The organism is Chryseobacterium sp. HNCC26DJ239 (genome assembly GCF_057180445.1).
The window spans coordinates 25,169-38,822 of the sequence record NZ_JBXUGJ010000010.1 but is presented as its reverse complement, the minus strand read 5'-3'; the positions used below and the strand labels follow the sequence as shown (position 1 = coordinate 38,822).

Below are 13,654 nucleotides of genomic sequence, written 5' to 3'. Positions count from 1 at the left end.
TTTATCACGGTATTTTTTTTCACCTACTTCAATTCAAGAATTTAGAAAACATACCATAGAATTATTAAAAAATTATAACTATTTTTGTAGAAATCCTAATTCCGTATTATGAAAAAATTTCTATTAATTTTTTTGCTCGTCATCTCGTGGTGCAAAACCTTTGCACAAAGAGATACCGAGCATTGGATTGCACCGTTTTATGCATCTTCAACGGTTACGCAAGCACTTTATTTATCAACAGATTCCGTAACTCCTTTTACGGTTACAATTTACAGTAACAATACCGCTTTAGGTACCGTTACAATTAGTAAAAACAGCCCACAAACATTTGTGGTTTCTCCAGTAAACATTTCCACGAACAATAGTTCAGAAGCTTTTGCTGTTATTAACAGGGGGCTTTATTTAAATGGAACCAGACCTTTCTATTGTACATTAAGAGTGGTAAGTAATACAACCCATGCCGAAATTCTTACAAGTAAAGGGAAAGCAGGTATTGGTAATGAGTTTTTTGTTGCTGCAACACCATCTCCTTTTAACAGTTCAGGAAACAACTTTACTGCCGGAGTTTTAGCAACTGAAGACAACACTACTGTAACTGCAACATGGAGCGCTACAGCTAACGTAGCTTTCATTGGAGCAACTCCTACTACAAACACACACACTTTTGTATTAAACAAAGGTCAATCTTTCATTTTTGCAGGTTCTGGTCAACCGGCAACAAATATGCAAACCTTCATTGGGGCAAAAATTGTTTCAGACAAACCAATTACGCTAACTAATGGTAATGTTCTAGGTAATTTTGGAACTGGAAATAGCTCCGGAGCAGATATTATTTTAGATCAATCTGTACCAACTGAAAGACTAGGAAACACCTTTGCTATGGTGAAGACTAGATCACCAAACGCTACAGATATTGAAGGTGGTATTGTTGTAGCAACAGAAAATAACACACAGGTATACATCAACGGTTCTACTACTGCAGCGGCTACTTTGAATGCTGGACAATGGTATAGAATATCAGGAGGTGACTATATTTTACAAGGTGGCACGCACAGAAATATGTTTGTAAGCACTACAAAAAATGTATACTTATATCAATTGGTTTCTGTAGGGGAAAGTAATGCGACTTGTGGTTTTAACTACATCCCGCCATTGAACTGTTTCTTACCTAGAAAAATCGACGAAATTGGTTTAATTAACCAAATGCCAACAGGAGCAAATGGAGTAAGCCAAACACCTTCAGGTACAATTATTAAGCTTAACATTCTAACTGAAGCTGGTGCTACTGTAACTGTAAATGGTGTTGCACCAACTGCCGCACAAGGACCATATCCTTTAACAGGAAATACAAACTGGGTAACTTATTCATTAGAAGGAGTTACAGGAAATTTAACAATCCAATCTAATAAAGCTGTAACCGCAGGTATTAATGGAGGATTCTCTACATCTGGATACGGAGGATATTTTGCAGGATTCTCTTCAATACCATTAATTGCAAAAGCAGCAGGAACTTGTATCCCTGGTTTGGTATTGGAAGTAGATGATGGTTATGACACATACCAATGGTACAGAAATAATATCGCAATACCAGGAGCAACTTCTTTTTCTTTTACTCCAACACAATCAGGTAATTATACTGTGAGAGTAACTGTTGGATCTTGTGCTCCTGCTACAACGCCGGTTTATAAAGTTTATACTTGTCTAGAAGTTAGTACAAGATCTGAAACAGTTTGTGAAGGGTATTATAATATTGTCCCTGCATTTACAAACTCTATGCAAACGTACGTTCCATCAACAGTAACAATTGTTACTCCACCAAACAATGGAACTGCAATTATTAATCCTGTTACAGGAGTAATTGCTTACGCACCTAACTTTGCTTTTACAGGAACTGATACCATTACTTATAAATTCTGTGGTAACGATCCAAACTTTACAGACTGCGAACAGGTAACAATGACTTTCACCGTTTCGGAAAGCCCAACAGTATACAACGCTTCTTTAAGAGAATGTTACTTACCAGCAAATCCTTTAACGGGGTTATTTGACCTTACACTTGCTAACGTAACTGCAGACTTGGGAGTAACAAAAACCTACTACCCATCACTTACAGATGCGCAAAACCAAACAAATCAGATTACGACTCCAGATGCTTATGTTGCACCAACTGGTGTAGTGTACGTAAGAGTAAGCAATGCAAACGGATGTTACAGGGTTGCAATAATTAATTTAACTGTATTCACTCCAGTTTACTCATCTGTTCTAGTGGACAAAGAAATCTGTATGGAAGATACTACCACATTAGATGCAGGAGCGGGATTCAGCGGATATACGTGGAGCACAGGAGCAACTACGCAAACAATAAGCGGCGTTGGTGTTGGAGAATATTGGGTAGATTTACAAACGGGTGATTGTATTACTCGTCAAAAAGTAACTATTTATCCAACTCAACAACCTGTAATCTCTAGCATAGATGTAAGCAATACAACCATTACAGTAAATGTTGCTGGCGGAACACCTGCTTACAAATATTCAATTGACAATATTTCTTGGCAGGATTCTAATATATTTACAGACATCCCTAGAGGCGACATTACAGTTTATGTAAAAGACAGCTATGATTGTGTACCACAACAAGTATCTGTTACGATACCAAACATTATAAACGTAATTACTCCAAACAATGATGGTGTAAATGATGTTGTAGATTATTCTTCCCTTGCTCACAAGCCAAACCTAACGTTCGGAATTTTCGACAGATATGGTGTAAAACTATTTGAAGGAAATAAAGACAAAGGTTACAAATGGGACGGAACTGTCGGAGGCAAAAGAATCTCCACAGGAAATTATTGGTTCAGTATTAGCTGGAACGAAAACAACAAAACAAAAACTCCAGTTAAATTCAGCGGTTGGATTATTGTAAAAAACAGAGAGTAATCTAGAATTAAATAGTTTTTAAAAACCACAGTCTTTTGGCTGTGGTTTTTGCATTTAATATGAACATTTAATGTAAATTAATTATTAAATTTGTAGAAATCATATCATCAAATGAAGAAAATTTTATCTTTTTTTCTTTTACTCTTTACTTTCACTCTTACATTGGCTCAGCTAGACAGAGAACATTGGTTTGCGCCCATGATTGATCGTACAGGAAACCCGAATCCTTACCAAACGTTATATCTTTCAACAAACAGAACTACACCTTTTGCTGTAACCATCTATAATAACAATACCGTTATTGGAACGGTAAGCATAAGCAAAAATAATCCGCAAAAGTTTGATGTACTCAGAAACTACATTATTACAACTTTACAAACAGACCTTTTTACCACCACAACCAAAGGTTTATATTTAAAGGCTGATTTTCCGTTTTATGCTAATCTTAGATTTTCAGTATTTAATCACGGAGAAATTATTACCTCAAAAGGAATTCCTTCTACCGGAACATCATTTCATGTGGCTTCTGCTCCCATAACTGTAAGTAACGGAATTTTAAATTTTATGACTAGCGTTTTAGCGACTCAAGACAATACAACCGTTACCATTTCCGGATACAAAAATACCGTTCAATTCTCGAATGGAACCACCGGTGCGACCAATCCTACTTTAACTTTTACGCTGAACAAAGGGCAATCCTATATAATAGACGGAAACGGAACCATAGCAGGAAACTGGGATGGCTTTATCGGGGCTAAAATTCAGGCGGATAAGCCGGTAAACGTTACCAATGGGAATTTTAACGGTCAATATGCCGGAAATCTTCCTTCGAGCTCAGATATTTTAATGGATCAATCTGTGCCTATCAGTAGATTGGGCAGCCAATTTGCGCTGGTAAAAGGAAATGGTAACATCGGCTCTAATATGGAAAGAGTTTTGGTGATTGCAACCGAAGACAATACTCAAATCTATGTAAATAATGAGGGAACTGCTTTAACGACTTTAAACACCGGACAATATTTTATAGTTCCGGATTCCAAATATATTTTGCAAGGATCGGGACATTATAATATGTTTTTAACGACAAGTAAAAATGCTTATGTTTATCAATTACTTGCCGGAAGTTCTTCTACTACAGACGAAGTGGCAACAGGTGGTTTCAATTTTATCCCCGCACTTAACTGTTATCTCCCGAAACAAATTAATGAGTTGGGTTTAATTAATGAAAACTTTGTACACAATAATAGCAATCCATCAGGAATTCTAAACATTCCAACAAAACTTAATCTTATTACAGAAAAAGGAGCTGTAGTTACAGTAAACGGAGTAACTCCTCCCGCAACAACGGGCCCATTTAATATGACAGGAACCAACAATTGGGTTACTTACGGAATCCCGAATGTGACAGGAACTCTTACCATTATTTCTAACAAAGCAATTACTGCCGGAATTAATGCTGGAAGTGATGCTGTTGGATACGGAGGTTTTTTTGCTGGTTTTCCCACACAACCTGTAATTTTATTATCAGGTACGTGTGTTCCAGGAGTTGTTCTTACCGTAGACCCTATTATCTACGACACCTATCAATGGTACAGAAATGGCGTTTTAATTCCGGGAGCTATCGGAACTTCATTTACTCCCACACAATCTGGAAACTATACGGTTTCTGTAACGATGGGAAGTTGTGCAGCATTGGTTTCAGCATCTGTCGCTATCCAAACTTGTATGAAGCAGACTGCTGTTTCACAAAATATTTGTACCTCACAAATCTTCACTCCAACATTTACTTCTTCATCGCAAACCCCAGTTGTTTCCACAGTTTCTATTGTAACAGCTCCTACATTGGGAACAACATCAATAAATGCAACAACAGGTGCTATTACGTACACAGCAAACAATCCCGGTACAGCAGGTACAGATACTTTTTCTTATACATTTTGTGGTAACGATCCCAATTTTCCAGATTGTGAAACGGTAACTGTTACTGTAAATATTCCTGCTTTTGCCTTTACAAACACAACGTTAAACTCCTGTAACGTAAATGGAGCCGGAATTTTTAACCTCAACACAGCCAATGTAAGCACAAGCAGTAATATAACCATTACATACTATCCTACTTTAACAGATGCACAAAACGAAAATGCAGCAGCAGTCATTACCAATACAACCAATTACTCTAGCGGAAACGGAACCATAATATATGCAGTTGTAAAAAACACATCGGGATGTAAAGGAATTGCAACAATTACTTTAAATCTCTATCCACTCGCTATTGTTAGCCAATATACAGGTGTATTTTGTGACGACAATTTCGATGGTAATGTAGATGTAGTTCTTTCAAACATTACTCCTTTGGTTTTAAATCTTCCTGCGTATTTTACCAACGTTAGATATTATTCGAATATTACTGACGCCAATGCCGGAAATACAAATACCCTACCCAACAACTGGTCGTATACAGCTGCGACAACCATTTATATAAGAGTAGATTCTCCAGATGGCTGTGCAGCGGTAATTGCTCCTTTAAACTTCAGTCTTGGAGCCAGAGTACCTCTACTAACCAGTACTTCTACCACATCTTACTGTGATGATGATATGGATGGCGTAAAACTGGTAAATCTAAATACCTTCATCTCCAACTTCACAACAGATCCAACAGTTACAGCAACATTCTTCGGAAGCCAAGCAGATGCCTATAACAATGTTGGAGCATTAAGTAACCCTCTAAGTATTTCTGGAACACAAACGTTCTACGTAAGGTTAGAAAAAAATGGAGCTTGCCCTACAGTTACCACTTTAACCATTACAGTAAAAATCCCTAAAAAGTCTGATGTTCTTACAGATCAATTTATTTGTCCTAATACAACAACTGTTTTAAATGCAGGCGCTGGATTTACAAATTACAACTGGAGCACAGGTGCCACAACGCAAACGATTACGAATGTAACACCAGGAATGTACTGGGTAGACCTTACCTTTGATGGATGTACATACAGACAGTACGTTGCCGTTACAATAACAGATTCGCCTAAAATTACATTAATTGATATAAACGGAACCACGGTAACCATCACCGCAACCGGCGGAATAGCTCCTTACGAATATTCTCTCGACGGCTTCAACTGGCAATTTTCTAATGTCTTTAATGATGTTCCAACAGGAACAAACACTGTCTATGTGAGAGATTCTAAAAGATGTGAAGTTATTACCCAAACTTTCGTTATCATAAAGCTCATTAATACGATAACTCCAAACGGAGATAGCTTAAATGATGTAATTGATTATTCTTCTTTAATGGATAAAGAAAACTTAATCTTCCGCATTTTTGACAGATACGGAGCTGAACAGTTCAGAGGAACACCTCAGAATAAATTTATCTGGGACGGACTAATGAAAGGAAGACATGTTCCTACAGCCACATATTGGTACTTTATTTCTTGGACGGAAGGAAAAGTAGTAACCGTAAAATACACAAGCTGGTTACTCGTGAAAAACAGAAATGACAGTTTATGGGATAGATAAATGGGTTTTCATAACAGTTATTAACAATAATGGAAGAAGTTTAATATAACTTTAACCCGTTTTTACCATCTAAATGAGGCAAAATAACTGCAATGTTGCGTAATTTTGCAACATTATATGAAGAAACTGATTACCTTATTGTTTTTGGCTTTCATAGCAAAAATCAATGCACAAGTATATTCCGGAGAGGTATTTCTCAGAGACAATTCGCAAATGTATCTAAACCAGGTATATGTTACGAATCTAAAAACAATGCAAACAGTACTGGCAAACTATAATGGCAACTTTCGTATTGCTGCAGAAAAAGGCGATATCATAAGATTTACCAGTATTGTTACGGAAAGAAAAGATGTAAAAATTACCGAAAATATGCTTTCGGCTAATAATCTTGTTGAGCTTTTAATAGCCTATTACGACATACAGGAAGTTGTGATTAGCAGATTCAGGCCGACCGGAAATCTTAGATATGATGTTAATTCAATCCGAAAAGAAGACAAAGGTTTAGCGATAAAAAAAGTGATTGGTTTGCCAGAACCAAAAGGAGACGGAACTTCGCCTGAGCTTCCAATTGCCGGTTTCAGAGATGGAGGTCTTACTTTCAGTATTGAAAGTATTTTTGATGCACTTTCTGGGGAGAGAAAGAAAAAACAACGCTACGTTGCCTACGAAAGAATGAATAATTCGGTTACGCAGATTAAAAATGTTTTGGGTGCAGATTATTTCACAAGGTTGAAAATCCCAGAAAATCTTATTGATAATTTCCTGCAGTTTGTTTATACCTCAGAAAATGTAGAAGTTTATGTACAAACTGGAAATTTTGATGCTATTAAAATTCCGATCGAAAAGTATCTTCCTATTTATGAAAGAAGATTAAAAAACTCTCACCTCCAAGACATCGTGAAAGAAGGAAAATAATTTAAAATTTAACACTTTTGAAATTTTAGAATCAAAAAAACTAAAACCAAGTAAAATTTAAATTAATCTGAAATATTATCAAAACAAGCAGATAAAAAATCAGTTTTAAAATTAAAACATACTTTTCTATTGAAGAAAGCAGTTTTGCTCCATTTCTTTTAGAATACGTATTTTTGATAAAATTTACAAAACACAAACCTTCCGAAACATGAAAAACTTTTTAATTGTTGTTCTAACATTTTCGTTTGTAATCTTCTCGGCACAGCAAAAAGGGAAAGACTATCGTAATATTATGTACAGCAAAAATATTTACGAGATTAATGCCTTTCTTAGAGACGCCCATCCAGACGATCCTAGAAGAACCGTCTTAAAGCCCCGAGTAATGGGGATGATGCAAGATTACATTAAAACCGCTGCAGATCCCAACGATAGAAAAGTAAAAGAAATGCAGGAAAACCTTGCTCTCTTAAAGAGAAAACCTTCTACCAAAATTACTTTTGAAGAATACAACGACAAGATAAAGCAAAAACAGATTGCAAAATACCGTTCTATTTTGGCAACGAAACAGGCTCCAAATTATGTAAAAAGCAACCCTCAAAACGTATATGTAACGCAAACTGCAACCACAGTAAAAGCACCTGCAATTGCAGATACAGAAGCAGAAGAATTCAATATGTTGATGGGGATTACCTCTGCTGAACATACCGACAAAACGGTAAAAATATTAAACTCTCTTTTCGATAACGATCCCAATGCAAAAGATGCAATTGTGATGATTGAAAATAAATCAGACTGCAACATTATTGTAAGAATGGAAGGTATTGGAAATACAAAATTCAGACTTGCTGTTCCTGCTCATGACGATAACTCTCTTGTAATACCAAAAGGCAATTACCTCTTCACAAGTATCGTTTGTGGGGCGCAATATGCATCACAAAAAACTATTCAAAAACCATTAAAAGTGGCGCTTGGAAGTTCAAAATAAAAAAATCAATCTCATTTAATCCCAACAAAAAGAGACGCTTACTGTCTCTTTTTTTGTATTTTTGCTCCTTTGAAAAATGAAACATGGGCAAAAATAAATTAGCAAGATTTGCAGAAAACAAAACTCTTCCAAACGTAGTACAACCAACTAGAGATGAAGCTCTTAGCGGTTTTCCCCTTAAAGGAAACTGGAATAAAGATTTCTTTAAAAACGATAATCCAATCGTATTGGAGCTAGGTTGTGGTAAAGGAGAATACACTGTTGGTCTAGCTAAAACTTTTACAGATAAAAACTTTATCGGGATAGATATTAAAGGAGCAAGATTCTGGTTTGGTGCTAAAGAAGCCGTAGAAAGCGGAATGAACAATGTAGGTTTTCTAAGAAGCCAAATTGAACTTGTAGAATACTATTTTGCCGAAAATGAGGTAGATGAAATTTGGATTACCTTCCCAGATCCGCAAATAAAATACAGACGTACCAAACATAGACTTACCCATCCAGATTTTCTAGAACGTTACAAAAAATTCTTAAAACCTGGCGGAATTGTACATTTGAAAACCGATTCCGAGTTTTTGCACGGTTACACTTTGGGATATTTACAAGGAGCTGGCTACGAAATTATTTCTGCACATCACGACATTTACGGAGCTGCAGAATACGATCCAAACACGCCGCATTTAAGAGACATCAGAACCTATTACGAGGAGCTGTTTTCTGCAAAAGGAAAAACAATTACCTATATTAAGTTTAGAATAAACTAAACACACGAAAGAAAAGAAAAATAAAAAACACAAAAAAATACAATTGATGAAGAGAAAGCTACTCCTGCCTTTTTTCTTCAATCTCATCATTTTATCTTGCGCTTCTCACGAGCCTAAAGAGAATATTTTAAACAGTAAGAATATTGCTGAGATTGAAGATTATATATCTAAAGCCCACCCGGAAGATCCTAAAAAAAGAATCTTACAACAGCGTGTAATTGCACTCAAAAATGCAGAATGGGTAAAAGGAAAAAAAGACGCAAAACCAATGGCAGCAAGACCGTTGATTTTAGATTTTCCTGCAAAAAATTCACTGAGGAAAAATTCTCCAGAAAATGAAGCCCTCTTCAAAAAACTTCTTGAAGAAACGCCGGAAGAACATAAGCAGAAAACCATTAAATTGCTCAACAACATGTTTAGCCAAGAGGTTGAAAATAGTGAAGCTATTGTTTTGGTTAAAAATAATTCAGACTGTAACCTTGTCTTGGCCATTTCTGGGAAAAAATTTTATCAACTTGCTGTTCCTTCAAAAGGTGAAAACTCTCTTGTTTTAGATAAAGGGGCTTATAATCTTTCTGGAAGTGTATGCGATGTTTCTTACAAAAGTTCGAAAGACTTTAGTAAAAGTGTGGTAATTATCTTAGGAAATCCTGAAGAGAAAAATCTAGCCACAATAGCAAGCCACCCTGAAAAAACAACGGTAAAGAGTACAGTAAAACCTAAAAAATCTTCTGCAAAAAAGGGAAAAAGAAAGTAGTTTTCTTTTGTTTTAAATTCATAAATACAAAGACAGGAAACTAATGAGCTAAATTTTGTAAATTGGTATTCCTAATTAACCAAAACAAAATGCTGATAAAGATTTTAAACTTTCTTCACAAAAACAAGTACGAATTTTTACTTTTTGCTCTACTGCAACATACTTTCACGGGGATCTTTTTAGACCATGTTTCTGATTACGACAAAGTATGGCCTCTGAATATGATTGTATTAATTTCAAGCTGCTTTTTTGTGGCTTGGAGCGGTCATTACGTGAACCGAATTATGTTGCTTTTACTGGCAATTTGCTTAGTGCTTCTGCCGCTAATTTCTATTACTACTGGTTTCACAAAATTTTTTATGGAAACGCTAAGCCTTATCTATGCTTTATTTTTCATGTACATTTTATATGTGCTTTTAAAGTTTTTGATAAGACCCAGTTATTTCAATTCAGACATTATATCAGCATCAATTTGTGGATATATGGTTTTAATTGAGATTATGACATTTCTGTCCCAAACGATACTTTGCTTTTCGCCTCACGCATTAATCGGAATAGATTACGGATCTAAAGCGAGAGTTTATATTGATTGTATCTATTTTTCTACCGTCACCATTACAAGTATAGGATACGGTGATATATCACCAAATACGCCTCAAATGAAGCTGTTTGTCTCTTTATTTGCCATACTTGGACAGTTTTACACGGTGGTTTTGGTTGGGATTTTAATTTCAAAATTTGCAAGTATACAACTCAAATCATCGGAAACAAAAAAACGGTAACTGAAACAGCTACCGTTTTTTTATATTATTCTAAATCCTTGTGTTAAAAAAAATTGAAAAACAATAAAAATGAAAAGAACCAGCAAATCTAAAGCTGAAAATCTAAATTTATTCTTAACCCCCAAGTAACAACACAAAAAAGCTACAATACTTGATAATACAGTCCCAATAATGAATATGTTGATTACAAAAGAAATATCATAGTTTGCTTTACAATGATGAAGAAATTCTAAATTATAAATTAAAAAATTTATTATCAATGATATTAGAAATGAAATATAAAATAATAAATTACTTCTTATAAACTCTTTTAAAAGAAAACTATTTTTTAAAAAGTAGTTAAAAAACAAAATAACAACCAAAATACTATTGTGTGTTACAAGATTATCAATCCATTTGTAATAGCTATTATTCTGCCCAATTTTATACACTAATACCTTGAAAATTGTGAATATTAGAACAGTCGCAATTGGTAAAATTACAAGTGTATAACTAAAGTATTTCAGTTTTGACTTTGCTAACATTTAGATTCCTATAATTTTTTTTAGTACATAAAACTATGCAATAATTCTGAATATATTTTCATTAACAAAACATATTGAATAAAAAAAACCGCAGATAAAATCTACGGTTTTTATATTTTAAAGAAAATCTTTAATTATTCAGCGTCGAAGTCTGCATCTTTGTCAGCAGAAACTACATCACCTTCTTCTTTAGATTTTTCTTTATCAGCTTTTCTTTGAGACTGACCTTCTTTGATAGATTCAGAAACTACGCTAAGAATCATATCGATAGATTTAGAAGCATCATCGTTTCCTGGGATAACGAAGTCTACTTTTCTTGGGTCAGAGTTTGTATCAACGATACCGAAAACTGGAATACCTAATTTCTTAGCTTCAGTTACCGCGATGTGTTCTCTCAAGATATCAACTACAAATACAGCAGAAGGAAGTCTTACCATGTCTGAGATAGAACCTAAGTTTTTCTCAAGGTTAGCTCTTTGTCTGTCTACTTGTAATCTTTCTTTTTTAGATAAAGTTTCGAACGTTCCATCTTTTTTCATTTTGTCGATAGAGTTCATCTTCTTTACAGCCTTTCTGATAGTAACGAAGTTCGTTAGCATACCACCTGGCCATCTTTCAGTAATATAAGGCATATTAAGTTCAGAAGCGTGTTTTGCAACCACTTCTTTCGCTTGCTTCTTAGTAGCTACGAAAAGAACTTTTTTACCTGCAGAAGTTAATTTTTCTAAAGCTGTACAAGCTTCGTCCAATTTAACAGCTGTTTTATGTAAGTCTACGATGTGAATACCATTTTTCTCCATAAAAATGTATGGAGCCATATTTGGGTTCCACTTTCTCGTCATGTGACCAAAGTGTACGCCAGCCTCTAAAAGGTCTTTTACATTTGCTTTTGCCATGTTTTTGTTTTTTGTTAGTTTACTTTCCGTTTTTTAAACAATCAACAACTTCTTTAGATGGGAGAAGTGTTTGGATGCTAAACGTAACGGGCAATTGGCGGTTTGCTTTTTGCTTGTGGCAATTGGCTTTTCGCCGAGATTAAGTTTAAAAAAAATTTAATAAGTTTCTGTAGCCAATAGCTAAAAGCCATTCGCCAACAGCAAATCTTAACGTTTTGAGAATTGGAATCTCTTTCTTGCTTTTTTCTGACCTGGCTTCTTTCTTTCCACCATTCTTGCGTCTCTTGTAAGTAAACCAGCTGGTTTTAAAGCTAATCTGAACTCTGCATTGATTTCACATAAAGCTCTTGAAATACCTAATCTGATAGCTTCAGCCTGACCTGTATTTCCACCACCGAAAACGTTTACAGTAACATCGTACTGACCAACAGTTTCAGAAAGGATGAACGGCTGGTTTAATTTGTAAACCATCACGTCTGTAGAGAAATATTCTTTAGCATCTTTACCGTTTACTGTAATGTTACCAGTTCCTGGCTTTACATAAACTCTAGCTACAGAAGTTTTTCTTCTTCCGATTTTGTGAACTATAGACATAATTAATTATTTAAATTCGTTAACATTAATTGTTTTAGGCTGTTGAGCTTCATGTTTGTGCTCAGTTCCTTCATAAAGATAAAGATTCTTAAGGATAGCAGCTCCAAGTCTGTTTTTAGGCAACATACCTTTTACTGATTTTTCCAATACTTTTAAAGAATCTTTCTTCTGAAGTTCAGCCGCAGTCATAGACTTCTGTCCACCAGGGTAACCTGTATGCCAGATGTAAGTCTTATCGTTCCACTTGTTTCCAGAAAGAGTAACTTTCCCAGCGTTCAAAACGATTACGTTATCACCACAATCTACGTGAGGTGTGTAGTTCGTTTTGTGCTTACCTCTCAAAATCTTTGCAACCGTAGAAGCTAGTCTTCCCAACGGTTGTCCTTCAGCGTCTACTACAACCCATTCTTTATTTGCAGTAGCTTTGTTCGCTGAAACAGTTTTGTAACTTAATGTATTCACACGTTTTAGTTAAAGATTAAACATAATTTTCCCCTAAAAGGGTGTGCAAAGGTAAGAATAATTTTTTGAACAGAAAAATATTATTTAAAATGTATGAAGAATATCTTTCATGCTCATTATCACAGAATTACTTTCTTAAAGATTTATTGGCTCTGAAACTTGCAATTAGATAATAGGCTACAAAGACTGTAGAAAATTTTAGAATTGACGGAATAGCAAGCTCCAAACTAAACAGTAAAGTACCTACAGCCACCAAAATAATCATCGCTAAAAAAGAGAAAACAAGTTTCTTAACCAACGTAAACTCAGTAGAATCTAAGAAATACGCCAATCCCCATGCTGAACCAAATGCAAATGCATAATAAACTTCTAAGCCAGGATGTGTCGCATCGATAAAAAAGTAATTAAAAAGGAAACTTACAACAGTTCCTATCGCGAAGTATAATAGTGCTTTATTCATACCTTAATATAAGAGTATGCAAAAATAAAGTTTTTTTGCCTGATTAAGACTTTGGCTTC

Annotated in this window: 11 protein-coding genes; 7 read left to right on the top strand and 4 right to left on the bottom strand. The window is 35.1% G+C overall.

Going from position 1 to position 13,654, the window contains the following annotated elements; all coding sequences use genetic code 11:
- Positions 1 to 108: 108 nt before the first annotated feature.
- The 7 genes from AC2A1D_RS17485 to AC2A1D_RS17455 all read left to right on the top strand — a co-directional run bounded on the left by AC2A1D_RS17485 (position 109) and on the right by AC2A1D_RS17455 (position 10,659).
- Positions 109 to 2,937: a T9SS type B sorting domain-containing protein gene (locus tag AC2A1D_RS17485; RefSeq protein ID WP_484044866.1), complete on the top strand. Its 2,829-nt coding sequence runs from the start codon at positions 109 to 111 to the stop codon at positions 2,935 to 2,937.
- 111 nt (positions 2,938 to 3,048) lie between these two features.
- The gene (locus tag AC2A1D_RS17480; RefSeq protein WP_484044865.1) at positions 3,049 to 6,459 is read left to right on the top strand and encodes a T9SS type B sorting domain-containing protein; all 3,411 of its coding nucleotides are present in this window, start codon (positions 3,049 to 3,051) and stop codon (positions 6,457 to 6,459) included.
- Between the two features lie 117 nt (positions 6,460 to 6,576).
- A complete protein-coding gene (locus AC2A1D_RS17475; RefSeq protein ID WP_484044864.1) occupies positions 6,577 to 7,374 on the top strand; it encodes a hypothetical protein in 798 nt (265 codons plus the stop codon).
- A gap of 208 nt (positions 7,375 to 7,582) precedes the next feature.
- On the top strand, positions 7,583 to 8,359 hold the full coding sequence (locus AC2A1D_RS17470) for a DUF6759 domain-containing protein (protein ID WP_484044863.1): 777 nt from the start codon (positions 7,583 to 7,585) through the stop codon (positions 8,357 to 8,359).
- An 83-nt stretch (positions 8,360 to 8,442) separates the two neighbouring features.
- On the top strand, positions 8,443 to 9,120 hold the full coding sequence (gene trmB / locus AC2A1D_RS17465) for a tRNA (guanosine(46)-N7)-methyltransferase TrmB (protein WP_484044862.1): 678 nt from the start codon (positions 8,443 to 8,445) through the stop codon (positions 9,118 to 9,120).
- Positions 9,121 to 9,166: 46 nt separating this feature from the next.
- On the top strand, positions 9,167 to 9,877 hold the full coding sequence (locus AC2A1D_RS17460) for a DUF6759 domain-containing protein (protein WP_484044861.1): 711 nt from the start codon (positions 9,167 to 9,169) through the stop codon (positions 9,875 to 9,877).
- 89 nt (positions 9,878 to 9,966) lie between these two features.
- On the top strand, positions 9,967 to 10,659 hold the full coding sequence (locus tag AC2A1D_RS17455; RefSeq protein WP_484044860.1) for a potassium channel family protein: 693 nt from the start codon (positions 9,967 to 9,969) through the stop codon (positions 10,657 to 10,659).
- 658 nt (positions 10,660 to 11,317) lie between these two features.
- Here the strand turns inward: AC2A1D_RS17455 and rpsB are convergent.
- From rpsB to AC2A1D_RS17435, 4 genes are all read right to left on the bottom strand, one after another.
- The gene (rpsB, locus tag AC2A1D_RS17450) at positions 11,318 to 12,079 is read right to left on the bottom strand and encodes a 30S ribosomal protein S2 (RefSeq protein ID WP_484044859.1); all 762 of its coding nucleotides are present in this window, start codon (positions 12,077 to 12,079) and stop codon (positions 11,318 to 11,320) included.
- A gap of 207 nt (positions 12,080 to 12,286) precedes the next feature.
- Entirely contained in the window at positions 12,287 to 12,673 is a 387-nt protein-coding gene (gene rpsI / locus AC2A1D_RS17445; protein WP_076443917.1) for a 30S ribosomal protein S9, read from the bottom strand.
- 6 nt (positions 12,674 to 12,679) lie between these two features.
- Positions 12,680 to 13,135 carry a 50S ribosomal protein L13 gene (gene rplM / locus AC2A1D_RS17440; RefSeq protein ID WP_027381190.1) on the bottom strand — a complete coding sequence of 152 codons (456 nt, stop codon included), beginning with the start codon at positions 13,133 to 13,135 and terminating at the stop codon, positions 12,680 to 12,682.
- Positions 13,136 to 13,262: 127 nt separating this feature from the next.
- On the bottom strand, positions 13,263 to 13,595 hold the full coding sequence (locus AC2A1D_RS17435) for a hypothetical protein (RefSeq protein WP_484044858.1): 333 nt from the start codon (positions 13,593 to 13,595) through the stop codon (positions 13,263 to 13,265).
- Positions 13,596 to 13,654 lie beyond the last annotated feature (59 nt).

What these genes read in the sequence shown, in the direction of transcription:
- trmB (WP_484044862.1), top strand. Translation starts at nt 8,443, where the DNA reads ATGGGCAAAAATAAATTAGCAAGATTTGCAGAAAACAAAACTCTTCCA.
- AC2A1D_RS17485 (WP_484044866.1), top strand. Translation starts at nt 109, where the DNA reads ATGAAAAAATTTCTATTAATTTTTTTGCTCGTCATCTCGTGGTGCAAA.
- AC2A1D_RS17470 (WP_484044863.1), top strand. Translation starts at nt 7,583, where the DNA reads ATGAAAAACTTTTTAATTGTTGTTCTAACATTTTCGTTTGTAATCTTC.
- rpsB (WP_484044859.1), bottom strand. Translation starts at nt 12,079, where the DNA reads ATGGCAAAAGCAAATGTAAAAGACCTTTTAGAGGCTGGCGTACACTTT.
- AC2A1D_RS17455 (WP_484044860.1), top strand. Translation starts at nt 9,967, where the DNA reads ATGCTGATAAAGATTTTAAACTTTCTTCACAAAAACAAGTACGAATTT.
- AC2A1D_RS17435 (WP_484044858.1), bottom strand. Translation starts at nt 13,595, where the DNA reads ATGAATAAAGCACTATTATACTTCGCGATAGGAACTGTTGTAAGTTTC.
- AC2A1D_RS17475 (WP_484044864.1), top strand. Translation starts at nt 6,577, where the DNA reads ATGAAGAAACTGATTACCTTATTGTTTTTGGCTTTCATAGCAAAAATC.
- rpsI (WP_076443917.1), bottom strand. Translation starts at nt 12,673, where the DNA reads ATGTCTATAGTTCACAAAATCGGAAGAAGAAAAACTTCTGTAGCTAGA.
- AC2A1D_RS17460 (WP_484044861.1), top strand. Translation starts at nt 9,167, where the DNA reads ATGAAGAGAAAGCTACTCCTGCCTTTTTTCTTCAATCTCATCATTTTA.
- AC2A1D_RS17480 (WP_484044865.1), top strand. Translation starts at nt 3,049, where the DNA reads ATGAAGAAAATTTTATCTTTTTTTCTTTTACTCTTTACTTTCACTCTT.